This is a genomic window from Polymorphospora rubra (genome assembly GCF_018324255.1).
Lineage (GTDB): Bacteria > Actinomycetota > Actinomycetes > Mycobacteriales > Micromonosporaceae > Polymorphospora > Polymorphospora rubra.
In genome coordinates this window covers 1,594,576-1,620,661 of record NZ_AP023359.1, presented here as the reverse complement: position 1 = coordinate 1,620,661, position 26,086 = coordinate 1,594,576, and the positions used below count along the sequence as shown (strand labels likewise).

At 70.5% G+C, this 26,086-nt stretch carries 20 protein-coding genes and 3 pseudogenes; 15 read left to right on the top strand and 8 right to left on the bottom strand.

The genetic code is table 11. The features are described from left to right. Window positions 1–28 precede the first annotated feature (28 nt). Entirely contained in the window at window positions 29–343 is a 315-nt protein-coding gene (locus Prubr_RS07340) for a hypothetical protein (protein WP_212822831.1), read from the bottom strand. After that, complete coding sequence (locus Prubr_RS07335) at window positions 340–2,190, bottom strand: PspC domain-containing protein (RefSeq protein ID WP_425518037.1); 1,851 nt, start codon at window positions 2,188–2,190, stop codon at window positions 340–342. Before Prubr_RS07335 ends, Prubr_RS07340 begins: the two co-directional genes overlap by 4 nt. A 451-nt stretch (window positions 2,191–2,641) precedes the next feature. Between Prubr_RS07335 and Prubr_RS07330 the strand changes: the two are divergent. Continuing rightward, window positions 2,642–3,837 (top strand): annotated as a pseudogene (locus tag Prubr_RS07330) (ATP-binding protein). Between the two features lie 5 nt (window positions 3,838–3,842). Then, window positions 3,843–4,532 (top strand): response regulator, encoded by a 690-nt coding sequence (locus tag Prubr_RS07325; RefSeq protein WP_212822827.1) that lies wholly within the window; start codon window positions 3,843–3,845, stop codon window positions 4,530–4,532. Between the two features lie 9 nt (window positions 4,533–4,541). Here the strand turns inward: Prubr_RS07325 and Prubr_RS36735 are convergent. Further along, window positions 4,542–5,275, bottom strand: a pseudogene (locus Prubr_RS36735) (PIG-L deacetylase family protein). A gap of 222 nt (window positions 5,276–5,497) precedes the next feature. On the opposite strand from Prubr_RS36735, the gene Prubr_RS07310 reads away from it, so the two are divergent. The 5 genes from Prubr_RS07310 to Prubr_RS07290 all read left to right on the top strand — a co-directional run bounded on the left by Prubr_RS07310 (window position 5,498) and on the right by Prubr_RS07290 (window position 11,588). After that, a complete protein-coding gene (locus Prubr_RS07310; protein ID WP_246568423.1) occupies window positions 5,498–6,541 on the top strand; it encodes an ABC transporter permease in 1,044 nt (347 codons plus the stop codon). A 100-nt stretch (window positions 6,542–6,641) separates the two neighbouring features. Beyond that, the gene (locus tag Prubr_RS07305; RefSeq protein ID WP_212822821.1) at window positions 6,642–8,375 is read left to right on the top strand and encodes an ABC transporter substrate-binding protein; all 1,734 of its coding nucleotides are present in this window, start codon (window positions 6,642–6,644) and stop codon (window positions 8,373–8,375) included. A 90-nt stretch (window positions 8,376–8,465) separates the two neighbouring features. Beyond that, window positions 8,466–9,455, top strand: a complete 990-nt coding sequence (locus Prubr_RS07300) for an ABC transporter permease (protein ID WP_212822819.1) — start codon at window positions 8,466–8,468, stop codon at window positions 9,453–9,455. 16 nt (window positions 9,456–9,471) lie between these two features. Further along, entirely contained in the window at window positions 9,472–10,554 is a 1,083-nt protein-coding gene (locus Prubr_RS07295; protein ID WP_212822817.1) for an ABC transporter ATP-binding protein, read from the top strand. Window positions 10,555–10,568: 14 nt separating this feature from the next. Then, window positions 10,569–11,588: an ABC transporter ATP-binding protein gene (locus Prubr_RS07290; protein ID WP_212827655.1), complete on the top strand. Its 1,020-nt coding sequence runs from the start codon at window positions 10,569–10,571 to the stop codon at window positions 11,586–11,588. A 194-nt stretch (window positions 11,589–11,782) separates the two neighbouring features. On the opposite strand, the gene Prubr_RS07285 is transcribed toward Prubr_RS07290, so the two are convergent. Then, window positions 11,783–12,094, bottom strand: a complete 312-nt coding sequence (locus tag Prubr_RS07285) for a chorismate mutase (protein WP_212822815.1) — start codon at window positions 12,092–12,094, stop codon at window positions 11,783–11,785. A gap of 333 nt (window positions 12,095–12,427) precedes the next feature. On the opposite strand from Prubr_RS07285, the gene pcrA reads away from it, so the two are divergent. After that, on the top strand, window positions 12,428–14,833 hold the full coding sequence (gene pcrA / locus Prubr_RS07280) for a DNA helicase PcrA (RefSeq protein ID WP_212822814.1): 2,406 nt from the start codon (window positions 12,428–12,430) through the stop codon (window positions 14,831–14,833). A 118-nt stretch (window positions 14,834–14,951) separates the two neighbouring features. Here the strand turns inward: pcrA and Prubr_RS07275 are convergent, their stop codons facing one another. Together Prubr_RS07275 and Prubr_RS07270 are read right to left on the bottom strand one after the other, a co-directional pair. Further along, window positions 14,952–15,743, bottom strand: a complete 792-nt coding sequence (locus tag Prubr_RS07275) for a M23 family metallopeptidase (RefSeq protein ID WP_425518036.1) — start codon at window positions 15,741–15,743, stop codon at window positions 14,952–14,954. Between the two features lie 372 nt (window positions 15,744–16,115). Beyond that, a pseudogene (locus tag Prubr_RS07270) lies at window positions 16,116–16,837 on the bottom strand (M23 family metallopeptidase). Window positions 16,838–17,282: 445 nt separating this feature from the next. Here Prubr_RS07270 and icmB point away from each other — a divergent pair. From icmB to Prubr_RS07245, 5 genes are all read left to right on the top strand, one after another. Further along, entirely contained in the window at window positions 17,283–17,687 is a 405-nt protein-coding gene (icmB, locus tag Prubr_RS07265; protein WP_212822809.1) for a coenzyme B12-dependent isobutyryl CoA mutase small subunit, read from the top strand. Between the two features lie 405 nt (window positions 17,688–18,092). Continuing rightward, window positions 18,093–18,650, top strand: a complete 558-nt coding sequence (locus tag Prubr_RS07260; RefSeq protein WP_212822807.1) for a hypothetical protein — start codon at window positions 18,093–18,095, stop codon at window positions 18,648–18,650. Between the two features lie 239 nt (window positions 18,651–18,889). Next, a complete protein-coding gene (gene sucC / locus Prubr_RS07255; RefSeq protein WP_212822805.1) occupies window positions 18,890–20,068 on the top strand; it encodes an ADP-forming succinate--CoA ligase subunit beta in 1,179 nt (392 codons plus the stop codon). Window position 20,069: 1 nt separating this feature from the next. Next, the gene (gene sucD / locus Prubr_RS07250; RefSeq protein ID WP_212822796.1) at window positions 20,070–20,957 is read left to right on the top strand and encodes a succinate--CoA ligase subunit alpha; all 888 of its coding nucleotides are present in this window, start codon (window positions 20,070–20,072) and stop codon (window positions 20,955–20,957) included. Window positions 20,958–21,133: 176 nt separating this feature from the next. Continuing rightward, window positions 21,134–22,537, top strand: coding sequence for a cell division protein PerM (locus tag Prubr_RS07245; protein ID WP_246568421.1), 1,404 nt, complete (start codon window positions 21,134–21,136; stop codon window positions 22,535–22,537). A gap of 72 nt (window positions 22,538–22,609) precedes the next feature. Here Prubr_RS07245 and Prubr_RS07240 read toward each other — a convergent pair whose 3' ends face one another. Then, the gene (locus Prubr_RS07240) at window positions 22,610–23,227 is read right to left on the bottom strand and encodes a DUF4190 domain-containing protein (protein ID WP_212822794.1); all 618 of its coding nucleotides are present in this window, start codon (window positions 23,225–23,227) and stop codon (window positions 22,610–22,612) included. A 28-nt stretch (window positions 23,228–23,255) separates the two neighbouring features. Continuing rightward, window positions 23,256–23,546: a CD225/dispanin family protein gene (locus tag Prubr_RS07235; protein WP_212822792.1), complete on the bottom strand. Its 291-nt coding sequence runs from the start codon at window positions 23,544–23,546 to the stop codon at window positions 23,256–23,258. A 217-nt stretch (window positions 23,547–23,763) separates the two neighbouring features. Between Prubr_RS07235 and purN the strand changes: the two genes are divergently transcribed. Together purN and purH are read left to right on the top strand one after the other, a co-directional pair. Further along, window positions 23,764–24,384: a phosphoribosylglycinamide formyltransferase gene (purN, locus tag Prubr_RS07230; protein WP_212822790.1), complete on the top strand. Its 621-nt coding sequence runs from the start codon at window positions 23,764–23,766 to the stop codon at window positions 24,382–24,384. Next, the gene (gene purH, locus Prubr_RS07225; protein ID WP_212822788.1) at window positions 24,381–25,949 is read left to right on the top strand and encodes a bifunctional phosphoribosylaminoimidazolecarboxamide formyltransferase/IMP cyclohydrolase; all 1,569 of its coding nucleotides are present in this window, start codon (window positions 24,381–24,383) and stop codon (window positions 25,947–25,949) included. Before purN ends, purH begins: the two co-directional genes overlap by 4 nt. Window positions 25,950–26,086 lie beyond the last annotated feature (137 nt).

Sequence of the window (26,086 nt, the reverse complement as noted above, 5' to 3'; positions counted from 1 at the left end):
CAGCATAGGCGGCGCCGCCGCGATCACGTCACAGCCGGCGGGTGTCCTCCGGGTCCGCCGGTGGTGCGGTGACCGGCTCGTACGGCGCGCCGCTGACCGGATCGACGGCCCCGCCGCTGGTCGGGGCGACCGGGTCGGGCTCGCCCCCGGCCGGCGTGGCGCGGCTTGACCGCAGTGCCCCGATCAGGCCGAAGACGCCGAGCAGGATCAGCCCGCTGGCCAGGAACCAGCCCACCGTCGGCAGCGCGAGGTGGAAGATCTGGGCGACCAGCCACCAGCCGGCCAGACCGAGAAAGATCAGGGCGAACGTCAGGGACACCCCATCGGTGCGGTGCGCTTTCATCGACGGACCTCCACGTCGCCGGCGTTGATGTTCACGAACAGCCGCAGGTCGCCCCCGCCGGCACCGTCGGCGCCGAGGTCGCGTACCTCGCGGTTGTTGCTGTCGATGCCGCTCCAGCGCTGGCCGAAGACCCGCGCGTCGCCGACGCCGACGCTGGTCACGGCCACCACGTCGACCTGGGGCGGCACGAGCACGGTGACCGTTCCGATGTTGACGTCGACGGTGATCTCGGTGTTCTGCCCGCTGAAGTCCACCGACCGCAGGTCGAGGGTGGAGTCCCCGAAGGGGCTCGAGTAGCGGGTGGCCAACGCGTCGTGCGAGGCCGGACTCCAGACGACGACGTCGCCGTGCGGACGGCCGTCGTTGAACGACTCGACCATCGAGGTGAAGCCGAGCGCCGCGGCGGCGACCAGGCCGAGAGCGATCAGCCACCGGGCCCGGCCGAGCCAGGCGCCGACGAGCAGGCCGAGCGCGATGGTGGCCAGCACCGCCGCGAAGTACGCGGAGGGGCTCGGTGCGAACACGCCTGCCACGTGCAGCATTGCCAGCAGGCCGAGCACCACGAAGATCATCGAGAAGGTGGCGGCGCCGAGCGGTGACCGTTCCTTCGGTGGCTTGGGTGGTTTCGGGAGGTTCACCGGTTTCGGTGGCACCGGTGGAAACGGACCGGTCCCCGCGTACGGGCCGTGCGGCGCGAACGGTGGCCGGTAGCCGCCCGCCGGCGGAGCCGGTACCGGGGCCGCCGGCCCGGTGGGCCACACCGGCGGCAGTACGGCGGTCGGCGCGGTGCGGTCGGGGCCGCCCGGCTGCGGCGGGGCCACCTCCGACACGTACGGCGACGGCGGCGGGTAGCCCGCGGCGGGGGAGCCCGGCCCCACCGGGACCGTGGTCTGCGGCTTCGTGAAGTCGGGCGGGGCCGGTGTGGCCGCCGGTTTCGTGAGGCTGGGCGGCAGCGGCCCGGCCGGCGTGCCGGGGGGCGCCGGTGGGTACATGGCCTGCGGCGGCCCGCCGGCGGGCGGCACGGGCGGTACCGGACCCGGCGGGAACACCGGTGCCGGACCGGCGTACGGCGGCACCGGGCCGCCCCCACCCGGCGGTACCGCCCCGTCCGTCCGGCTGTCCGGCGGCGACCCGGCGCTGTTGCGGTTGAGCAGCAGCGCACCCCCGATGAGGATCGCCGTGCCGAGCATCACGGCCCGGAACGAGTCGGTCACGATGAAGCCGAACATCACCGCGATGAGGACGCCGAGCACGATCACCGTCACCGGCGACATGCTCGACCGCCCGCGGCCGAGCATCGACTCGACCGGCGACGCGGTGTCACCCTCGGACGGGATGAGCAGCCACGCGGCGACGTACACCAGGATGCCGATGCCCCCGAAGAAACCGAGTACGGCCAGCAGCACCCGCCACAGGATCGGGTCGGTGTTCGTGGCACGGCCGATCGCGGCGCACACGCCCGCGAGGTAGCGGCCGTCGCGGGGGCGGACCAGGCCGTACCGGGTGGCGAAGGCGCCGCGCGCAGGCCCCTGCCCCCAGGGTGGCGGGCCGCCGGGCGGCGGGCCCCCGGTGCCGCCGGGTGGTGGACCGCCGGGTGGTGGGCCGGCGGGGGGTGGAACGCTGCCACCGGACGGCGGTGGTCCGGCGGCGGTCGCCGGATCGGCGGGCGGCGGCGCGGCAGCGGGTGGTGTTTGGGTGGGCGGTGTCGTGCCGGTCCCGCCGGCGGTGCCCGGCGCCTGCCCGGCGGACGCCTGCCCGGCAGGCGGCATGGCCGCCGGCACAGGCGGCGGCATGGCCGCCGGCGCGGGCATGGGGCGCGGTGCCGGCATGGCCGCGGGTGTAGGCATGGCCGGCGCCGGTCCGACCACCGGCTCGACGGCGGGGGAGGCGGCGGGTGGGGTGGCGGCCGGGCTGTCGTCGCCGGCGGAAGGCGCCGAGCCGGGCAGCGGCTGCTGCGACTGGCCGGCGGGTTCCGCCTTTGCCGGTCTACGGGACTCGGCAGCTTCATCGGTCATACCGTGAATACTTTCGCCCGCCGCACCCGAACGGCGTCAGGATCGGACCCTGAACGCACCCTGAGATCCGCACCCGTCGGATGTCCGGGGCGTCCCCGTGGCCGGAGCAGGCCACGGCGTGTGACGATCGAAGCGACGCCGGCAGCCTGTCCGGCGGTCGGCCGACCAGCGGTTCAGTGGCCGACGACGTACCGCCGGCACCCGTACGCCGGCACGGAGCAGGGAGCCGACGATCACCACCGCGATCCAGCCACCCCGCCTGTACCGCGCCCGTGACCAGCGCATGGTCGCCGGAGTGGCCTCGGGAGTGGCCCAGCATCTCGCCATCGGTGTCACCGGTGTCCGGATCGCCTTCGTCGTGCTGCTCAGCTTCAGCGGTCTCGGTCTGCTGCTCTACGCCGCCTTCTGGGCGGTGGTGCCGGTACGGCCCGACGGCGCGGAGCCGCCGGCCCGGCGTGACCTCGTGCAGATGTTGCCGTTCATCGCCATCGGTATCGGCGTGATGATCATCCAGATCATGGTCTTCGGCTCGACCGGTGTGGCCGGCACCGCCGGTTGGCTGGTCGCGATCGTCGCGGTCGGTGCCGGGGTGATCTGGCACCAGTCCGCCCCGGAGCGCCGCCGGCAGTGGAGCGAGACGATGCCGGTGCCGTGGCTCGGCGCGGTCATCGAGGAGAGCGACCGGCGCGCCTTCGTACTGCGCTTCATCGGCGGTGGCCTGCTGGTGGCGGTCGGCATCATCGGTGTGGTCGCGGTCTACTCGCCACAGGACAGCTTCGACGCCGTACTCAACGGGATCATCTTCGCCCTGGTCGGCCTCGCCGGTGTCACGGTGGTCGCGGCACCGGTCCTGTGGCGTACGTTCAACCAGTTGCGGGCCGAGCGCGAGGGGCGCATCCGGGAGCAGGAGCGGGCCGAACTCGCCGCCATGATCCATGACCAGGTGCTGCACACCCTGGCCCTGATCCAGCGCAACGCCGGCGACGTCAAGACGGTGCAACGGCTGGCCCGTGGTCAGGAGCGGTCGCTGCGCAACTGGCTCTACAAGCCGACCGGATCGCCGACCGAACGGTTCGCCGCCGCGCTGGAGCAGGCCGCGGCCGAGGTCGAGGACACCTACGCGATCACCGTCGAAGCGGTGGTGGTCGGTGACCGGGAGACCGACGAACACGTCGCGGCCCTGGTCGCCGCGGCCCGCGAGGCGCTGGTGAACGCGGCCCGGCACGCGAAGGTGCAGACCGTCTCGCTCTACGCTGAGGTGGAACCCGAGCAGGTGAGCGTGTTCGTCCGCGACCGTGGCGCCGGCTTCGACCTGTCCACGGTAGAAGACCATCGGCACGGGGTACGGGGCTCGATCATCGGCCGGATGAAGCGGCACGGCGGCCGGGCCGAGATCCGCAGCGAGCCGGGGAAGGCACCGAGGTGAGGCTGATCATGCCGACGGCACCGGACAGCTCCTCGTCAGGGAAGGACAGGTAGCGCAGATGACCGACCAGCAGGCGACGGGCGCGGCGGACGCCGGCGGCGACACCCCGCGGCGGCTGCGCGTGTTCCTCGTCGACGACCACGCGATGTTCCGGGCCGGGGTACGCGCCGAACTCGGCGCCCACGTCGACGTGATCGGCGAGGCGAGCACGGTGGCCGAGGCGCTCACCCGGATCGCCGCCGCCGAGCCCGACGTGGTGCTGCTCGACGTACACATGCCGGACGGGGGTGGCCGGGCGGTGCTGGAGGCACTGCGGCGTACCCATCCGCAGGTCCGGTTCCTCGCCCTCAGCGTGTCGGACGCGGCCGAGGACGTGATCGGGCTGATCCGGGCCGGTGCCCGGGGCTACGTCACCAAGACCATCTCACCGGACGACCTGGCCGCGGCGATCCGCCGGGTCGCCGACGGTGACGCGGTGTTCAGTCCGCGGCTGGCCGGCTTCGTGCTCGACGCGTTCGCCGCCCGGCCCGACACCCCGGTCGCGGATCCGGAGCTGGACCAGCTCACCAACCGTGAGCGCGAGGTGCTGCGGCTGCTGGCCCGCGGGTACGCGTACAAGGAGATCGCCAAGGAGCTGTTCATCTCGATCAAGACGGTCGAGACGCACGTGTCGAACGTGCTGCGCAAGCTCCAGATGTCCAACCGTTACGAGCTGTCCCGCTGGGCCGCCGACCGCCGGCTGGTCTGACCGCCGGGGTCACTCCGTACGCAGCACCGTGAACGCCTCGGCCAGCCGGCCGGCGGGGAGCCCGGCGTTCTCGGCGACGGTCGTCAACACGTCCCGCAACCAGGTTTCCAGGTCCATGTGCCCGGTCTGGGTGGCGTGCGCCCGCATCGCGGCGAGTTTGCGGGGATACCGCTCGGTGATGTCGACCACGTGATCGGGCGCGGGGCCGCCGGCGTACCAGACCTCCCGCACCACCCAGGGCTCCAGACCCTGCTCCAGCAGTTCCGGGAAGGCGAAGCGGTTGCGGGCGTCGGGATAGATCGCGCAGGTGGTCGCCTCGCCGGCGGCGAGGTGGTCGGGGTGGCTGGGGCCGGCGAGCCGTTCCCACCGGCGCAGCGGCGAGCTGGTGAGCACCCGGTCGGGGCGGAAGCGGCGGATCACGGCGGTGATGTCGCGCCGTAGCTCCAGGGTCGGGGCGAGCATGCCGTCGGCGTACCCGTCGAGGAATTCGACCTGTCGGACACCCACCGCGGCGGCGGCCGCACGCTGCTCTTTCTCACGGATCTTGCGCATCTGATCGCGGGGGTGTCGTCGTATCCGCCGGCATCTCCGCGCGTGATCAACAAATAACTGACGTCGATACCCTGGTCCACCCAGGAGGCGATCGTGCCCGCGGAACCGAAGTCGACATCGTCCGGATGGGCGAATACGGCAAGTGCCCGACTTACGTCGGAAAGTGACGGCGCCGACGGCGGAAACCCCATGGAACGATCATACGAGCCATATGGGTGCGCCCGAAACCTGTCTGTAAGGTAGGATATGTGCCCGTCGGCTGGTTAACGACTGACTGTTACAGCGGGACCGCCGTCCAGTGATTGACCTGTTATCTGAACGATGCATTGGGCTATTCCGAAAGTCGCTGTCAGCGGGCTAGCTTTTGCCGAACAGACGAAGCGATCCTTCGTCGGCAAAGGAGGCCCCGGTCCATGAGCAGCACCACCTCTCCGCCCGGCATGCAGCCCGTCGGTGACGGGATGACAGGCTCGGCGATGGAGGTCGGTTCCCCGACCGACGCGCCCAAGACCACCGCCGAAGAGCGGAACTTCGTGGGGCGGTCGCCAGGGCAGCTCGCGTGGCTACGGCTCAAGCGCGACAAGACGGCCATCTTCAGCTTCTCGCTCGTCGTCTTCTTCGTGGTCCTCGCGATCGCCGCGCCGCTCATCGAGATGTTCTACGGGGTTAGCCCGACCCAGAACCACAGCGACAAGCTCAACCGGCAGGGCTTCCCGCTCGGCTACGCCGGCGGCATGTCCAGCGAGCACTGGCTGGGGCTCCAGGGCGGCAGCGGCCGCGACGTCTTCATGCAGCTCGTCTACGGCCTGCGCACCTCGTTGCTCATCGCCTCGGCGGCAGCGGTCATCACCGTCGTGGTCGGTGTCGTGATGGGTATCGTCGCCGGCTACTTCGGCGGCTGGATCGACCAGGCGATCACCTGGCTCGTCGACTTCATGCTCGCCTTCCCCTTCCTGATCTTCGCGCTCGCGGTCATCCCGATCGTCAACCTCTACTTCTACCAGCCGGGCGAAGAGGTCCCGGGGTGGTTCCGGATCGCGGTGATCATCGGGGTCTTCTCGCTCTTCGGGTGGATGTCGACGGCCCGGCTGGTCCGCGGCCAGGTGCTCTCGCTGCGCGAGCGGGAGTACGTCGACGCGGCCCGCGCCGCTGGCGCGCGCACCCCGCACATCCTCTTCCGCCAGCTTCTGCCCAACATCTGGGCGCCGGTCCTGGTGACCTTCTCGCTGGCGCTGCCCGCCTTCATCACCGCCGAGGCCGCCCTGTCGTTCCTCAACATCGGCGTGATCGAGCCGACGCCCGACCTGGGCCGGCTGGTCTACGCGGCGCGTGAATACCTGGAGCCGATGCCGACCTACTTCCTGTGGCCGGCACTGACGGTGTTCCTCCTCGTGCTCGCCTTCAACCTGTTCGGCGACTCGTTGCGTGACGCGCTCGACCCCAAGTCGGACAAGTAGGTCCGAGCGGTCCCCATAGAAGATTGAAAATTTGCTTCCGTTCCCGCCGTGGCGGGCCGAGTGGCCCAGGTGCGGAACGGCAGGAGGGAAGGAGAAAGACGTGCGACGGAAGCTTGGAGCGCTCTCTGCCGGCGTTCTGGCGGTCGCTCTGGTTGCCACGGGTTGCTCGGAAACCACCGATTCCGAGGACGGCAACGGAGAAGCTGTAGTCCAGACCGGCACCATCGCGACCGACCCCGCCGAGTCCCAGGGCCCGGCGAAGGAGGTTCCCGGCGCCACCAAGGGTGGCGTCGTCAAGATCCTCCACGAGTCCGAATTCGCGCACTTGGACCCGCAGAAGATCTACGTGTCCGACGCGCTGTCCTTCGCGACCCAGTTCGCCCGGACGCTGACCGGCTACAAGGAGGACGGCACCGGCAAGCTGCGGCTGGTCGGCGACCTCGCCACCAACGCCGGTGAGGACGTCAACAGCGACTGCAAGACCTGGAAGTACACGCTCAAGGACGGCCTGAAGTTCGACGACGGATCGCCGATCACCGCGCAGGACGTGGTCTACGGCATCTCGCGCTCGTTCGACCCGGACTGGGGCGACGGCCCGCTGTACCTCCAGCAGTGGCTGGCGGACAGCACCGAATACAACACCACCTACAAGGGCCCGTTCCAGTCGGCCGGCGCGCAGGTTCCGGGCGTCACCGTCGAGGGCAACACCATCACCTTCACCTTCGCCAAGCCGCGGTGCGAGACCCCGTACGCGGTGGCCATGCCGACGACCGCTCCGGTCCCGGCGGCGAAGGACACCAAGGCCGACTACGACCTCAAGCCGGTCTCCTCGGGTCCGTACATGATCCAGGAGCACCAGTACGACCAGTTCATCAACCTGGTTCGTAACCCGCACTGGGACGCGGCCACCGACCCGATCCGCAACGCCTACCCGGACGGCATCCGGGTCGAGTTCGGCACCAACGCCGAGACCGCGTCCAACCGGATCATCGCGAACGCGCCGGACGACCAGTCGGCGATCATGTGGTCGAACGTGCCGGCGGCCAACCTGCCGAAGACCCAGTCCGGTGAGGTTGCCGAGCGGGTCGCCAAGGGCCCGTCGCAGTACGTCGAGTACCTCTACATCAACAACCTGCGGGTGACCGACCTCAAGGTCCGCCAGGCGCTGAACTACGCGGTGGACCGGGATGCGCTCATCAAGCAGACCGGTGGCATCCACTCCTTCGGCGCCAGCCTGATGTCGCCGACCCTGTCCGGCTACAAGGACTACAACGCCTACGACGGCGGCCAGACCGGTGACGTCGAGAAGGCCAAGGAACTGCTCGGCGGCCAGACCGTCAAGCTGACCTACGCCTTCCCGAACACCGCCGCCCACCAGAACCGGGCCGCGCTGTACAAGGAGATGCTGGCCAAGGCGGGCTTCGACATCGTGCTGAACCCGCTGGACTCGGCGACCTACTACGCCACGGTCGGCACCAAGACCAACCAGTTCGACCTGATCCGTGGTGGCTGGGGTGCTGACTGGCCGAGCGCCGCGACGGTCTTCCCGGCGCTGTTCGACGGTCGTTCGATCCGTGACACCGGTAACAACAACCTCGCGTACTTCAACGCGGAGGACGTCAACACCGAGATCGACCGGATCCAGACGCTCCCCGTCGCCGAGGCGGAGGGTGCCTGGCAGGCGCTCGACGAGAAGATCATGCGGGAGCACGCCCCCGTCGTTCCGCTCTGGTACATCGGCAACTACGAGATGTTCGGTTCGAAGATCGGCGGGACGTTCCTCAGCGACTCGTTCGGTCACCTGACCCTCAACACCATCTTCGTCAAGCCGTAAGTAAGTAACAGCGACGGCGGGATGGCCGGACCCCGGCCATCCCGCCGCTCGTCACCGATGACCCGGTGACCGGCCGAAAGTGCTGATTAAATGCTCCGTTTCCTGATAAAGCGTCTGCTCCTGGGAGCAATGACGTTGATCCTGGTCTCGATCGTGGGCTTCGCGCTCTTCTTCATGGTGCCGTCGAGCCCGGCGTACGTCATGTGTGGCAAGAACTGCTCGCCGGAGCGGATCGCGCAGGTCAACGAGAGCCTCGGGCTCGACCGTCCGGCCCACCAGCAGTACGCGGACTTCGTCAAGGGTGTCTTCGTCGGCCGTACCATCGTCGACGCCACCACCGTCCGCGAGTGCCCCGCACCGTGCCTCGGCTACTCGTTCCGTGGTCGCGAGCCGGTCACCGACATGATGAAGCGCTCCTTCCCGGTGACGGCGAGCGTCGTCGGTGGAGCGATGGTCATCTATCTGACCGTCGGCGTCGGACTGGGCATGATCTCCGCGCTGCGGAAGGGAACCTTGTTCGACCGGGGCGCCATCGCACTCTCGCTCGGCTTCGCCTCGACCCAGATCTACACCCTCGGGTTCCTGTTGTTGCTGCTCCTGGTCTACACCCTGGGCGTGCTACCGAACCCGTCATATACCCCGATAACCCAGGACCCAGTAGCTTGGGCGAGTGGTCTGCTGCTGCCGTGGATCACCCTGGGCCTGATCAACTCGGCAGCCTACGCCCGGTTCTCCCGGGCCCAGATGGTCGAGACGCTGTCGGAGGACTTCGTCCGTACCGCCCGGGCCAAGGGGCTGCCGAACCGCACCGTCAATGGCCGGCACGCGCTGCGCGCCGCCATCACCCCGATCGTGACGATCGCCGGCCTGGACCTCGGTGTCCAGTTGGGCGGTGTGCTCATCACCGAGTCGGTCTTCAGCCTGAACGGCATCGGCCGGGCGGCGGTCGAGGCGGTGGGCGAGCTCAACCTGCCGGTGGTCATGGCCACGGTGCTCATCGCGGCCTTCTTTATCGTGACGATGAACATCATCGTCGACATGCTGTACGCCGTCATCGACCCGCGTGTCCGGCTCGGCTGAGGCCAGGGGAGCAGCTATGAGTACTTTGGCCTCCGGCAACACCGCCGCCACCGACCCGGCGAAGGGCCCGTACCTCCAGGTCAAGGACCTGCGGGTGCAGTTCAACACCGAGGACGGCGTGGTCCGCGCGGTCGACGGCATCTCGTTCTCGGTGGAGCGCGGCCGTACCCTCGGCATCGTCGGGGAGTCCGGCTCCGGCAAGTCGGTCACCAGCCTGTCCATCCTCGGCCTGCACAACGCCAAGCGCACCAAGATCTCGGGCGAGATCGAGGTGGGCGGCCGCAACGTCGTCGGGATGAACGAGGAACAGGTGCGGCGGCTGCGTGGCCGGGACATGGCAATGATCTTCCAGGATCCGCTGTCGGCTCTGCATCCCTATTACAAGGTGGGGCGGCAGATCGCCGAGGCGTACAAGGTGCATCACCCGTCGGCGTCCAAGGCCGAAGCCAACAAGCGGGCCGTCGAGATGCTCGACCGGGTCGGCATCCCGCAGCCCCAGAAGCGGGCCAACGCCTACCCGCACGAGTTCTCCGGCGGCATGCGCCAGCGCGCGATGATCGCGATGGCCCTGGTCAACGACCCGGACCTGCTGATCGCCGACGAGCCGACCACCGCGCTCGACGTGACCGTGCAGGCGCAGATTCTGGACCTGCTCGAGGATCTCCAGAAGGAGTTCAACTCCGCGATCATCATGATCACCCACGACCTCGGCGTGGTCGCCCAGGTCGCCGACGACGTCCTGGTGATGTACGGCGGCCGGGCGGTCGAGTTCGGGAGCACCGAGCAGGTGCTCCGTCGGCCGCAGCACCCGTACACCTGGGGTCTGCTCGCCAGCGTGCCGTCCCTGCACGGTGACGCCGACGCGGAACTTGTGCCGATCAAGGGCAACCCGCCGTCGTTGATCAATCTGCCGTCCGGGTGTGCGTTCAACCCCCGGTGCCGGTACGCCGGACGCAACGGCGACCGCTCCTTCACCGAGGTGCCGGAGCTGCGCCAGGTTCAGGAGCGCGGTCACCTGGTGGCCTGCCACCTGTCCGAAGCCGACCGGAAGCGGTACTACGCCGAAGACATCGCACCGTCCGCGGGGGTGGCGCAGTGAGCGACACGACACTGGTGAAGCCGGCCGACGAGGCCGCCGAGGAGAAGCGTTCCGGGCGCGAGCCGCTGCTCGTGGTCAAGGACCTGACCAAGCACTTCCCGGTGCGTGGTGGGCTCATCGGCCGCAGGGAGTCCGTACGCGCCGTCGACGGGGTCAGCTTCTCGGTCGCACCCGGCGAGACCCTCGGGCTCGTCGGTGAGTCCGGCTGCGGCAAGACGACCACCGGCCGGATGCTCGTCCGGCTGCTGGAGCCGACCTCGGGCAGCATCGTCTTCGAGGGCAAGGACATCACCCACGCCAAGCGTGGTGGCCTGCGGGCCCTCCGCCAGGACATGCAGATCATCTTCCAGGACCCGTACGCCTCGCTGAACCCGCGGCACACGGTCGGCAACATCATCTCGATGCCCCTGGAGGTCAACGGGATCAATCCGCCGGGTGGGGTGCGGAAGCGGGTCCAGGAGCTGCTCGAACTGGTCGGCCTGAACCCCGAGCACTACAACCGCTACCCGCACGAGTTCTCCGGTGGTCAGCGCCAGCGCATCGGTATCGCGCGAGCGCTCGCCCTCAAGCCGAAGATCATCATTGCCGACGAGCCGGTGTCCGCGCTCGACGTGTCGATCCAGGCCCAGGTCATCAACCTGCTCCGCGAACTGCAACGCGAACTCGGCCTGGCGTTCGTGTTCATCGCGCACGACCTGGCCGTGGTCCGGCACTTCAGCCAGCGGATCGGGGTCATGTACCTCGGCAAGCTGGTCGAGCTCGGCGACCGTCAGCAGATCTACGAGCGGCCGTCGCACCCGTACACCCGGGCCCTGTTGTCGGCAGTGCCGGACGTGACGAAGCTGGGCACCGGTGGCCGCATCCGGCTGGAGGGCGACGTGCCGACGCCGCTTAACCCGCCGTCCGGCTGCCGGTTCCGCACCCGGTGCTGGAAGGCGCAGGACATCTGCGCCACCGAAGAGCCGCCGCTGAGCGCGAAGTCGACCGGCGCGCTGGCCGCCTGCCACTTCCCGGAGTCCGGCGAACTGGCCTGACGGCCGCCACGTGCGTCAAAGGGGGAGCTGGCCCGGTGGCCGGCTCCCCCGAGTGGTTTCCGGCCCGACCTCCGACGCTCCCCTGAGCTGCCGCCGGTTTCCGGGCCCCGACCGGTCCCGAGCCGCCGATCGTGCGTAGGCGGTGGTCGGCCCGCGTGGAGCGGGCCCGACATCGAGGAGCGGAAGCCGTGCCCTCAGAGCGGGCCGCGGCCGGCCCGCAGGATCAGCAGGGCGAGTTGGGTGCCGTCCTCGCCCAGCGCCTCCCGGAACCGCTCCAGGATCTCGCGTTCACGCGACAGCACCAGGCGGGTGCCGCCCGACGCCATCCGGGCCGCGCCGATCTGCTGGGACAGGGCGGCGCGCTCCTGCCACAGCGCGATGAACGCCGCGTCGATCTCGTTGATCCGGTCGCGCAGCTCGCGGATCTGGTCCGCGGCGGCCGGCGAGTCGGTGCCGGTCTGGTCGCCGCCCGGCTTGTCGGACTGCGTGGCGAGGTTCGTCGTCATCGGGTGCTCCCTGAGCGGTGAGGTCCCGGGTGTCGGAATCCCGAAGCGAAAAGCCCCGGACTCCGTGAGCCCGGGGCGTTTCGTAGGTCTTGGATCAGGCGTGACCTACGGCTGCCGGACTCCCGGAGCCGTAGTAAAAGTAGCGGTTCGCCTGCTCGATCACGCTCAGAAGTATGCCCACCTCAGCGTGGAGTACGCAAGCAATCCGACCATCTGGTGGGACCGGTTTGCGGCGGTGCCGGCAGGGCCGCGAGACCCCGGAAGTGACAGGTTTCGTTCTGTCGGCGTGCGTGGGTCGGTTATGTCGGACGGCGGGCATAGACTCGCTCTGCGATGCATGCTCTCTTCGAAATCCCGCCGGCCCAGAATCAGCCCCCCTCCGCCGGGACACCGCACCGGCCGCGTCCCGGGCACGACCCGGAGGCTCTGCTGGCCGGCCTCAACGGGCCCCAGCGTGACGCGGTGACCCATTCGGGCGCACCGCTGCTCATCGTGGCCGGCGCCGGGTCCGGTAAGACCCGCGTGCTGACCAACCGGATCGCCTACCTGCTCGCCGCCCGCGACGTGCACCCCGGCGAGATCATCGCGATCACCTTCACCAACAAGGCCGCCGGCGAGATGAAGGAGCGGGTCGCCGCTCTGGTCGGCGGGCGGGCCCGGCTGATGTGGGTGTCGACGTTCCATTCGGCCTGCGTCCGGATCCTGCGCGCCGAACACGAGCACGCCGGGCTCAAGTCGACCTTCTCCATCTACGACGCCGACGACTCGCGGCGGCTTATGCAGATGGTCGCCCGCGAACTCGACCTGGACCCCAAGCGCTACCCGGCGCGCGGGCTGGCGACGCAGGTGTCCAACCTCAAGAACGAGCTGGTCGATCCCGACGAGTTCGCCGGGCGTGCCAAGGGCCCCAACGAGCGGGCCCTGGTCGAGGCCTACACGCTCTATCAGCGCCGGCTCAAAGAGGCGCACGCACTCGACTTCGACGATCTGATCATGACCACGGTGCACCTGCTCCAGTCGCACCCGCACGTGGCGGAGACCTACCGTCGACGCTTCCGCCACGTGCTCGTCGACGAATACCAGGACACCAACCACGCCCAGTACACCCTGGTCAAGGAGTTGGTGGCCGGCACCGAGGGGGTGCCGCCCGCGGAGCTGTGCGTGGTCGGTGACGCCGACCAGTCGATCTACGCGTTCCGGGGTGCGACGATCCGCAACATCCTGGAGTTCGAGCGCGACTTCACCGATGCCCGCACGATTCTGCTGGAGCAGAACTACCGCTCGACCCAGACGATTCTCAACGCGGCCAACGCGGTCATCGACAACAACTCGGCCCGTAAGCCCAAGCGGCTGTGGAGCGACGAGGGGCCCGGCGAGCAGATCGTCGGCTACGTCGCGGACACCGAGCACGCGGAGGCCGACTGGGTCGCCCGGGAGATCGACCGGCTGTGCGACGAGGGGACGGCGCGTCCCGGCGACGTCGCCGTCTTCTACCGCACCAACGCCCAGTCCCGGGTCTTCGAAGAGGTGTTCATCCGGGTCGGGCTGCCCTACAAGGTGGTCGGCGGCGTCCGGTTCTACGAGCGCAAGGAGGTCCGCGACGCGCTGGCCTACCTGCGGGCGGTGGTCAACGACGACGACACGGTGAGCATCCGGCGGGTCCTCAACACGCCGCGCCGCGGCATCGGTGACCGGGCCGAGGCGTGCGTCGAGGCCCTGTCGGCACGCGACCGGATCTCGTTCGGCGCCGCGCTGCGCCGGGCCGGCGACGCGCCGGGGATCTCCACCCGGGCGGCCAACTCCATCGCCGACTTCGTACAGCTCCTCGACGACATGCGTGAGCTGGCGGCGACGGCCCCGCCCGAAGAGGTGCTGGAGGCGGTGCTGCTCCGCTCGAGCTATCTGACCGAGCTGGAGGAGAGCCTCGACCCGCAGGACGCCGGTCGGGTGGAGAATCTCCAGGAACTGGTGAGCGTCGCCCGCGAGTTCACCGAACGGGTCGAGGCGCAGACCGAGGACGGTGGCCCCGGGGCCACTCTTGCCGGCTTCCTGGAGCAGGTGGCGCTGGTCGCCGACGCCGACCAGGTGCCGTCCGACGACCCCGAGCACCAGGGCGTGGTCACGCTGATGACCCTGCACACCGCGAAGGGCCTGGAGTTCCCGGTGGTCTTCCTCAGCGGTCTGGAGGACGGGGTCTTCCCCCACCTGCGGGCCCTCGGCGACACCCGGGAGCTGGAGGAGGAGCGCCGGCTGGCCTACGTGGGCATCACCCGGGCGCGGCAGCGCCTCTACCTCTCGCGGGCGGTCACCCGGTCGGCGTGGGGGCAGCCCGCCTACAACCCGGCGTCGCGGTTCCTGGAGGAGCTGCCGACCGAACTGGTGCGCTGGGAGCGCACCGAGGGTTCGTACACGTCGTGGTCCGGCACGGGCGGCGGCGTGGGCGGGCGGTCCGGCGGCGACCGTGGCGGCGCCGGGCGTGGCGGCGGCTTCGCCGGCGGTACGCCGCGGGCGGCTCAGCTGGCCGCCCGGCTCGGGGTCGACGGCAGCCGGCTGGCGACGGCCAGCGAGCTGCCCCGCGCGCCGAAGGTGGCGGCCGGCGACCGGGTCAACCACCAGCGGTACGGGCTGGGTCGGGTGCTTGCGGTGGAGGGGCACGGGCCCGGCGCCCGAGCCCAGATCGACTTCGGCGACCAGACGATGTGGCTGGTCCTGCGACACGCGCCGATCGACAAGCTCTGACCGGCGCCGGTCTGCCTCGCGCCGGGGCTGACCCCGGAGGACCCGGCCCGATGCCCCTACCGGACCGGGTCCTCGGCTCCGGACGGCCGCGCCGGCTCGGCGGCCGGCGGCTCGCGGGTCAGCAACCGAGGTCGACGCCGCGCTCGCGCATCCACGGGGCCGGGTCCACCTGGTTCCACATGCCCAGGTGCACCTCGAAGTGCAGGTGCGGGCCGGTCGAGTCGCCGGTCGATCCCTCGTAACCGATGACCTGGCCGGCGTTGACCCGCTGACCCACCTCGACCGCGGTGCGGTTCTGGTGGGCGTAGTGGGTGAAGACATTGTTGCCGTGGTCGATGACCACCGAGATGCCGTAGCCGGCGTAGGCCCAGCCGACGATGGTGACGGTGCCGGCTCCGGCGGCGTGGATCGGGGTGTTCGCCGGCTCGGCGAGGTCGATGCCGGCGTGCAGGGTGCCCCACCGCTGCCCGTAGCAGGAGGTGGTGGCGGCGCCCGGCATCGGATTGACCCAGTCGGCCTTCGGAGCCGCGGAGGTGGGCGCTGGCGCGGCGGCCCGCTGGGGGGCGCTCTGCGTCCGCTCCGGCTCGGCCGACGGGCTGCTCGACTGCGGCTGCTCCTCGGCCGGCGCGGCCTTCGGCTCCGGGATGTCGGCCGTCGGACTGCCGGTTTCCACCGGCGCCGTGGTGGGCGCCTCGCGCTGCGCGCGGTCGGCCCGCTCGGCGGCACGTTCCCGGTCGCGGGCGTCGGCGGTTACCGACGTGGCGGCGGGGGTGTCGTCGCCGCCGCCGGCGGCCGCCGTGGCCCCGGCCAGTCCGACGCCGAGGATCGCGGTGGCGGCCAGCGCGACGACCGGGCGTCGGCCCCGCAGCCGGCGGCGGCCGCTGTCGAGCAGGTCACGGCCGCTGGGCAGGCGGCGGCCGCCCGGACGGCGGTGCCGGGCACCCCCGGTGGCTGCGCGGTCACCGGCGTTGCTGTCGGGGTGCTGCTTTCCTGCACGGCGGGAACCTCCGTGGTCGTGTGGCGCGGACCCGGAAATGTTTGTTTGGCCGGCGGGCGAGCTGGGCACGGGGTACGGCGAGAGGCGGATCCGGTGGCACCGGCTGCCATCTGAAGCGGCAGGCTCTGCCCGTTTATGCGGTATTACTGCCTGATACGCGAGCTTCATGATGACGTGACGTGCGTCACCTCAACCCCTGTGGCGTACAGAACTTTCACGCAGAGTGATCATGAAAAAACCGCCCATCCCGTGCGGGATGAGCGGTTAATGGGGCAGTACGCAGGGTCAGGAGGCGACTACTCCGGTATAGATTGCTTCGACTTGTAGCTTGATGTCCACTCCGCGATCCCGCAGGTAGGGGATCGGGTCCTTCGGGGTGCCGTTGACATGCAGTTCGAGATGCAGGTGGGAACCGAAGGAGTGGCCCGTGCTGCCGACCAGGCCCAGTTGGTCGCCGGCCTTGACCTGCTGGCCTTCCTTCACCAGGAGCTTCGACGAGTGGCCGTAGATCGACTCGGTGCCGTCGCCGTGGTCGAGGATGACCGCGTTTCCGTAGCCGCCGTAGTAGCGGGCCAGCTTGACCTTGCCGTCCCGGATCGCGTGGTAGGGCGTGCCCTCTTCGGCGGCGAGGTCGACGCCGGCGTGCAGCTTGTCCCACCGCATCCCGTACGGGGTGGTGAAGGTGTAGCCGTGCAGCGGCAGCCGCCAGACCTCGGCCTGGTCCTCCATCGAGGTTTCCAGGCCACCCCGGTCGTCACGGGAGGCGCGCTCGGCGTCCTCGGCCCGGTCGGCGGCCTGCTCGTTGGTGAGAGAGGCTGCCTCCAGGTCGGCGAGGACGGTCGGGCTGACCGACTTCGCGTCCGGCAGGCTCGCCCCGGCACCGAGGGCGACGACGCCGGCCCCGACGAAGGCGGTGGCGACGACCGCGGCGTAGCGGCTGCGAGGGGGGTGGGTACGCGACGGCGACCGCGATATCGGTCCGGCTCAGACGACAGGCGCTGGCGCACGCACACCCTCCGTGGTCGGGCAACAAAGGCGGCCGGCACCGGCATCGGTGAACCGGGGGTGAAAGCTTGATGGCCGCGTTGTCCGCCGGCGCGAACCGGATGACAACCGTGGGACACGGTAACCAACCCCTAGGCACCTCACAAGCCGCACCGCCAAATTGGCGACGCGAAACTGTGACCGTGCGCCATGGAATGCCTGAATTCGTAACCTTTTGTAGACCCGCTCGTTAGTAGCGTTCGGTGTTATTGATGATTACGTATCGTATATGTGAGCGATTCAACTCCAATAATGGAATGCCGCACCCGTAGGGGCTTTCCAGGAGTCCGACCGTGCTCCGGCGGGTGGGCGCGGGACCGGTCCGCCGGACCCGGTTCCCCGGTCGGTGCCGTGGGGGTTACCGTTCGTTCAGGTGGTTTTCCGGTGCCCTGGAGAGGTGTTGCGCTGATGAGCTCTCGAACTCGGGTCGTCGTCGCCAAGCCGGGCCTGGACGGCCACGACCGTGGCGCCAAGGTGGTCGCCCGCGCCTTACGCGACGCGGGCATGGAGGTCATCTACACCGGGCTGCACCAGACGCCCGAGCAGATCGTCGAGACCGCGATCCAGGAGGACGCCGACGCGATCGGCCTCTCCGTCCTGTCCGGTGCGCACATGACGCTCTTCCGGCGGGTCCTCGAACTTCTCGCCGAACGCGAGGTCACCGACATGGTGGTGTTCGGCGGCGGCATCATCCCCGAGGCCGACATACCGGAACTCGAACGGCTGGGCGTCGCGAAGATCTTCACGCCCGGGGCGACCACCGGGTCCATCGTCGACTGGGTACGGGACAACGTGACCCAACCCGTCGGCTGACGTCGTACCCGGGAACGGTCGCCGCGGCCGGGCCCGGCGGGAAATGGTGGGGAAATGGAGGGAGGGGCCGGACGCACCCCTCACACGTCCGGCCCCTCTATGCACGATGCCCCGCCGCCACCCCTCGACCGACAGGGCATCGGCCGTATCCGCCGGGCCGCTCCAGCGTGCTCCGACATCAGACTCAACGACGTCCGGTCGGCGGGGTTACGCGCGTCACGGAGAACTTTTCCGGCGATGGCATGATGGGCCTCGTCATGATCGGTCCGCCGAGCCTGACGCCCCCCGAAGACCAAGGTCTGGAGTCGCCGTGACCATGCCGCCGCAGCAGCCTCCGGTGCCGCCCGGCGGCTGGCAGCCCGCTCCGGCCGGGCCCCCGCCCGGGGGTGGCCGCCGCCCCCGCCCGTGCCGGTCACCAAGCGGATCCCGGAGGATCAGCCGTTCATCGTCCGGGCCAGCGCGGGCAAGCGGATCCTCCAGTTCGGCCTGCTCACCCTCTTCGTACTGGCCGCACCGGGGTGCTCGCTCGGGGTGTTGGCGTTCACCAGCGGCGAGAGCGCGCTGCCGATCCTCGGCATCCTCGGGGCGCTGGGCGTGTTCATGGGACTGCTCTTCGGGCTACAGGTCTACCTGCTGGTCTCCGGCGGACCGGTGCTCGCGGTCGGTCCGGCCGGCCTGTGGATCAAGACCCGGCCCACGCGGGGACAGGCGGTGTGGCTGCCGTGGGAGGCGATCGAGCAGATCTACACCCGCCGGTGGGCCTTCGACAAGAACGTCTGCGTCAAGCCACGCGATCCGCGTACGGGCGGCAACCTCGGTGCCTTCACCGCGCTGGACTCCGGCATGCAGCAGTTGGTGTTCGGTACGGGCTTCACGGCGCCGCTGGCCTTCGCCGACCGCCCCGAGCGGGAGATCATGGGCGCCATCGTCCACTTCTCGGCCGGCCGTACGTTCATTCGCTGATCTTCCGGTCGGCTCCGCCGCTGTCCGTCGGATACGCCGCGACGGCGGTGCGGTCCGTGGGATCCTGCGCTACGGCGTGTGCGGTTGAGCACACCGTGCGCCCGCTCGGTTGCCAGCAGTGTGCCCGTCGTTAGGCTGCCCCAAATGGCCTGTCGATGCGGGACCGGCAGGCGTCAACCAATTTCACGCTGGCGACGGCGCGACGGCGCGCCGCGCGGACTAGGACGGGACGCGTAAACGTGGACCTGTACGAGTACCAGGGGCGCGAACTGTTCGACCGGCACGGGCTGCCCGTGCTGGCCGGCGGCGTCGCGACGACCCCGGACGAGGCTCGGGCGATCGCCGAGCGCCTCGGTGGCCGGGTGGTCGTCAAGGCCCAGGTAAAGGTCGGTGGCCGAGGCAAGGCCGGGGGCGTCAAGCTCGCCGACGACGCCGGGGAGGCGGTGGCCCGGGCCACCGACATCCTCGGCATGGACATCAAGGGCCACACGGTCCACAAGGTCATGCTGACCGTGACGGCGGACATCGAGCAGGAGTTCTACCTCTCCTACCTGCTCGACCGGTCGAACCGTACGTTCCTGTGCATCGCCAGCGTCGCGGGCGGCATGGACATCGAGCAGGTCGCCGAGGAGACCCCGGAGCAGGTTGCCAAGGTCGCCATCGATGCCAACCGCGGCGTCGACGAGGCGCTGGCCCGTGAGATCGTCGCCAAGGGCGGGTTCCCGGCCGAGGTCGCCGACCAGGTGACCGACATCGCGGTCAAGCTGTGGCAGGCGTTCGTCGCCGAGGACGCCACGCTGGTGGAGGTCAACCCGCTGGCCCGTACGCCCGAGGGCAACGTGCTCTGCCTCGACGCGAAGGTGACGCTCGACGAGAACGCCGCCTTCCGCCACCCCGACCACGAGGCACTGGTCGACCAGGGCAGTGTCGACCCGCTCGAGCAGCGGGCCAAGGAGAAGGACCTCAACTACGTCAAGCTCGACGGCGAGGTCGGCATTATCGGCAACGGCGCGGGCCTGGTCATGTCCACGCTCGACGTGGTCGCGTACGCCGGGGAGGGGCACGGCGGCGTCAAGCCGGCCAACTTCCTCGACATCGGCGGCGGGGCCAGCGCCGCGGTGATGGCCAACGGGCTGGAGATCGTGCTGTCCGACCCGGCGGTCAAGAGCGTCTTCGTGAACGTCTTCGGCGGCATCACCGCCTGCGACGAGGTCGCCAACGGCATCATCCAGGCGCTCGCCCTGCTGGAGCAGCGTGGCGAGAGCGTGACCAAGCCGCTGGTCGTACGGCTCGACGGCAACAACGCCGAGGCGGGCCGGGCGATCCTCGACGCCGCCGCCAACCCGCTGGTGCAGCGGGTCGACACCATGGATGGAGCGGCCGAGCGCGCCGCCGAGCTCGCCGGTGCGGGGGTCTGAGATGGCAATCTGGCTGACCAAGGATTCGAAGGTCATCGTCCAGGGGATGACCGGCTCCGAGGGGTCGAAGCACACCCGCCGGATGCTGGCCGCCGGCACCAACATCGTCGGTGGCGTCAACCCGCGCAAGGCGGGCCAGTCGGTCGACTTCGACGGCACGTCCCTGCCGGTCTTCGCCGGGGTCGCCGACGCGATCAAGGAGACCGGGGCCGACGTCACCGTCATCTTCGTGCCGCCGCAGTTCACCAAGGCGGCCGTGGTCGAGGCGATCGACGCCGAGATCCCGCTCGCCGTGGTCATCACCGAGGGCGTGCCGGTGCACGACACCGCCGCGTTCTGGGCGCACAACGTGACGTCCGGCAACAAGACCCGCATCATCGGCCCGAACTGCCCCGGCATCGCCTCGCCGGGCCAGTCCAACGCCGGCATCATTCCGGCCGACATCACCCCGGCCGGCCGGATCGGCCTGGTCAGCAAGAGCGGCACGCTGACCTACCAGCTCATGTACGAGCTGCGCGACATCGGCTTCTCCACCAGCGTCGGCATCGGCGGTGACCCGATCATCGGCACCACCCACATCGACGCGCTCGCCGCCTTCCAGGACGACCCGGACACCGACGCCATCGTGATGATCGGTGAGATCGGTGGCGACGCCGAGGAGCGGGCGGCCGACTTCATCAAGGCCAACGTGACGAAGCCGGTGGTCGGCTACATCGCCGGCTTCACCGCGCCGCCCGGCAAGACGATGGGCCACGCCGGTGCCATCATCTCCGGCTCGTCCGGCACCGCCGACGCCAAGAAGGCGGCGCTGGAGGCGGCCGGGGTACGGGTCGGCAAGACGCCGAGCGAGACCGCGCGCCTGATGCGCGAGATCATCACCGGCGCCTGAGTGACGTACGGTAACGGGGTCGGCCGTGTGACACGGCCGGCCCCGTTCGTCGTTCGTGGAGTGACCTGGGCGTAGAGAGATTTGCGCTTAATGTCCACCGCTACAGGGAACTGACGCGTCGGCGACGGTGGTGTCGCGAACCACCACACCCTTTCGCGTGTTTAAGTGGGGCCTTGATGGCAGCCAGCACCCCTGACCAGCCTTCTCGCGCCGACGGGGCCGAGGAGTCGTTTCCCGCCGACCTGGGCGGCCGCCAGACCGAGCCGATCGATGTCGGCAACCGCCGGACCGAGCCGATCGACGTCGGCACCCGCCGGACCGAACGTATTGATGTCGGTAACCGGCCGACCGAGCCGATCGACGTCGGTAACCGGCCGACCGTACGCCTGCCCACGCAGCGGTCCGGCGGGGTGCGGCGCGGTGGCCGCGCCCCCATCGTGGTCGCCGCCGCCGTCGCGACGCTGTGGGCGGCACTCGTCTCCTATTTCCCGGTAGCCGTCGTGATGGGACTCGCCCAACTCGCCGAGGACGCCGCCACGTGGACCGGCGCCGCCCGGGTCGGGCTCGCCGCGTGGCTGCTCGGCCACGGGGTGCCGCTGGAGACCGGCGCCGGGTCGCTCGGTCTCGCGCCGATGGCGCTCGCCGCGCTCGCCGCCTGGCGGGTCAGCCGCGCCGGCGTACACGTCAGTCGGGCGATCGGCGCCCGGAACCACGGCTCGCCACGCCAGGCCCTCACCGTCGCGGTCGTGATCGGTTGCGCGTACGGCCTGATCGGCGCCCTGGCCGCGCTCGCCGTCACCACCGACAGCCTGGACGTGTCCCCGCTGCGCGCCGCCGCCAACCTGGCGGTCTTCGGGGCGCTCGCCGCCCTGGTCGGCGCGCTGCGCACCACCGGCGCGCTGCGGGTCGTCGCCCGGCGCCTGCCCGCACCGCTGCGGCACGGCATCCGCACCGGCGTCGTCGCGGCACTGCTGCTGCTCGGGGCCGGGGCCGGGGCGGCAGGGTTGGCCGTGGCGACCGGTGGCGGTGACGCCAGCAGCATGATCCAGGCGTACCGGGCCGGAGTCGCCGGTCAGGCCGGGATCACCCTCGTCAGCGTCGCGTACGCGCCGAACGTCGCGGTCTGGGCCAGCGCCTACCTGCTCGGGCCCGGGTTCGCGGTCGGCGCCGACACGGTCGTGCGGACCACCGAGGTCACCGTCGGGGCGCTGCCCGCCATCCCGCTGATCGCCGGCCTGCCGCACGGGCCGGTCGGCGGCTTCGGCGCCGCGCTGCTCACCGTGCCGGTGTTCGCCGGCATGGCCGCCGGCTGGCTGCTCGCCCGCCGGCGGCTGCGGTCGGCCGCCCGGGACCGTACGCCACTGTCCTGGAAGGGGCTGCTCGGCGCGGCCGCGATCGGTGGCCCGGTCGCCGGACTCGTGCTCGGGGCGGCCGCGACCGTGTCCGGAGGGCCGGTCGGGGGCGGCCGGCTCGTCGAGGTCGGGCCGGTCGGTTGGCAGGTCGCCGTGGTCGCGACCGTGGTCGTCGCGGTCGGCACCGTCGTCGGCGCGGCCGCCACCCGGGTCTTCACCGGGAACTGAGCGACACCGGCCCGGGACGGCGAAGGGCGCCCCGGCCACGGTGGCCGGAACGCCCTCAACGTGCTGCGACGATCAGGTGAAGCTCGGACCCAGATCGATCATCTGGCCCACGAGAACCATGATGATCGCCAGGACGATGCTCGACGCACCGCAGATCAGAGCGGCCATGGCCTGGCCGCGGTTGCTGGCCTGCCCCTGGTCGGCCTTGTTCTTGCCGAGGAAGCCGAGCACGATCGCGCCGATGCCGAACGGCAGGCTGAACAGGCCGCAGCAGAAGGCCAGCGGCAGCGCCACGATGCCGACGATCATGCCGATCAGGCCGAGCGTGTTGTTCTGACTCGAAGCGGGCGCCCCGTAGGAAGCCGCCGGGTAGCCCGGCGCGGCGCCGTACGGCTGGCCGGACGTCGGCTGCTGCTGGGCGTACGGGTCCTGGTACGACGGCTGGCCGTAGGGGTCACCGGACACCGGCTGGCCGTAGGCCGGCTGCCCCGAGGTCGGCTGACCGTACGGGTCACCGGACACCGGCTGACCGTAGGCCGGCTGCCCCGAGGTCGGCTGACCGTAGGGCTGGCCGGAGGTGGGCTGGCCGTACGGCTGCTGCGGCTGCGCGTACGGGTCCTGGTACTGCGGCGCATTCGGGTCCTGCGGCTGCTTGCCGTACGGATCCTGACCGGGATAGCCGGGCTGCATGGGCACTCCTTTTCAGGCGGACTATTTCTCAGACTGTGCTAGAGGCTATCGAGCCCGCCATCACCACGAAGTAGATGACGCAGCAGATGATGCTGATCACGTACCACGAAATGCCGACGATCAGAGCAAGTTTCGACCACTTGCGGGACTCGGCGGCCGCGGCCTGGGCACCCATGAAGTCGCCCTGCTGAAGTGCCGGGTTGACCTTGGACGCGTTGATGAGGGCCGGGATGGCCAGCGGCCAGAACAGGAAGATCGCGACGATGGACATCGTCATGTTGTTGTCGACGTGGTGCGGCGGTTGCGAGGGGTAGCCCATCAGGCCTGCTCCTTGACAAAACACGGTCGGGTCGGACATCGATGCCGAAGCGTCCGGCAGCGTACCTGGTCGTGACGACAGTTAGGCACCGACTATCAGGCGACATGCAGATCCGTGCATCCCTGTGGGACAGCCGTACGGCAGCCCGGGACCGCCGGTGCGGTAGCCGCCCGGGGCGCGCCGGGGACGCCGTGACCTGGCCGGTAGGGTGCTCTGCGTGACCGACCGCGCGCCAGCCGCCCGCCTCGTCGTCCTCGTCTCCGGCTCCGGAAGCAACCTCCAGGCCCTGCTCGACGCGTGCGCCGATCCGGCGTACGGGGCCCGGGTCGTCGCCGTCGGCGCGGACCGGGACGGGATCGCCGGCCTCGACCGGGCGACCGCCGCCGGGGTGCCGACCTTCGTCGAGCGGGTCCGCGACCATGCCGACCGGGCCGACTGGGACCGGGCGCTCACCGCGCAGGTCGCCGAGCACAAGCCCGACCTGGTGATCTCGGCCGGCTTCCTGAAGCTGGTCGGCACCGACTTCCTGGCCTCGTTCGGCGACCGCTACCTCAACACCCACAACTCGCTGCTGCCCGCGTTCCCGGGCATCCACGGCCCCCGCGACGCACTGGCGTACGGCGTGAAACTGGCCGGCGCGACGCTGTTCTTCGTCGACGCCGGGGTCGACACCGGACCGATCGTCGCCCAGGTCGCGGTGCCGGTCCTGGCCGACGACACCGAGGAAACCCTCACCGAACGGATCAAGGATGCCGAGCGGCGGCAGCTCGTCGACAGCGTCGGCCGACTCGTCCGTGACGGCTGGACCATCACCGGAAGAAAGGTCACCATTCCATGAACGCCGCGCCGGACGGCCGCCGCCCGATCAAGCGGGCACTGGTCAGCGTGTACGACAAGACCGGGCTGACCGAGCTGGCCCAGGCGCTGCACGCGGCCGGGGTCGAGATCGTCTCCACCGGGTCGACCGCGTCCACGATCGAGGGCGCCGGTGTGCCGGTCGTCCGGGTGGAGGAGCTGACCGGTTTCCCCGAGTGCCTCGACGGCCGGGTCAAGACCCTGCACCCGCGGGTGCACGCGGGCCTGCTCGCCGACCTGCGGCTGGAGTCGCACGCCGCCCAGCTCGCCGAGCTGGGGATCGCGCCGTTCGACCTGCTGGTCTCCAACCTCTATCCGTTCCAGGAGACGGTGGCGTCCGGTGCCGACGTCGACGGCTGTGTCGAGCAGATCGACATCGGCGGGCCGGCGATGGTCCGGGCCGCCGCCAAGAATCACCCGTCCGTGGCGGTGGTGACGTCGGTGTCGGCGTACCCGATGGTCTTCGCGGCCCTTACCGACGGCGGGTTCACCCTCGCGCAGCGTCGCCTGCTCGCCGCCCGGGCGTTCGCCGACATCGCCGAGTACGACGTCGCGGTGGCCCGCTGGTGCGCCGACGTGCTGGCCCCCGACGAGGAGTGGGCGCCGCGGTTCGCCGGGCTGGCGCTGCGCCGCTCGGCCACCCTGCGGTACGGCGAGAACCCGCACCAGCAGGCCGCGCTCTACCTCGACCCGGACGCCCCCGCCGGGCTGGCCCAGGCCGAGCAGTTGCACGGCAAGGAGATGTCCTACAACAACTACGTCGACGCCGACGCGGCGTGGCGGGCCGCCCACGACTTCACCGAGCCGGCGGTGGCGATCATCAAGCACGCCAACCCGTGCGGGATCGCGGTCGGTGCCGACGTCGCCGAGGCCCACCGCAAGGCGCACGCCTGCGACCCGGTGTCGGCGTTCGGTGGTGTCATCGCGGTCAACGCGCCGGTCACGGTCGAGCTGGCCAAGCAGGTCGCCGACATCTTCACCGAGGTCGTGGTGGCCCCGGCGTACGAGGACGGCGCGGTCGAGGTGCTGTCCGGCAAGAAGAACATCCGCCTGCTGAAGGCGCCCGCCTGGCGGCCGGCGCCGGTCGAGTGGCGACAGGTCAGCGGGGGAGTGCTGACCCAGACGGCCGACCGGGTGGACGCCCCCGGCGACGATCCGGCCGCGTGGCGGCTGGTCGCCGGCGAGGCCGTGACCGACGACGTACTGCGGGACCTGGAGTTCGCCTGGCGGGCCGTGCGCGCGGTCAAGTCCAACGCGATCCTGCTGGCCGCCGACGGGGCGACCGTCGGCGTCGGCATGGGCCAGGTCAACCGGGTCGACGCCGCGCACCTGGCGGTGTCGCGGGCCGGTGCCGAGCGGGCCTGCGGCGCGGTGGCCGCCTCCGACGCGTTCTTCCCGTTCCCCGACGGCCTGCAGGTGCTGCTCGACGCCGGGGTCCGCGCGGTCGTGCAGCCCGGTGGCTCGGTACGCGACGAAGAGGTGATCGCGGCGGCGCAGGCGGCCGGCGTGACCCTCTACCTGACCGGCACCCGCCACTTCTTCCACTGATCCGAGGTCGGCGCGCCGCTCCGCACCGCCGGGGCGGCGCGCATCACGCCCGCTCGTGGTGCCGCATGATCACGTTGATCAAGGAGAAGGCGTGCCGTTTCGTGCCTCCTTTGCGGCAAGTATCACCTTGATCGGCG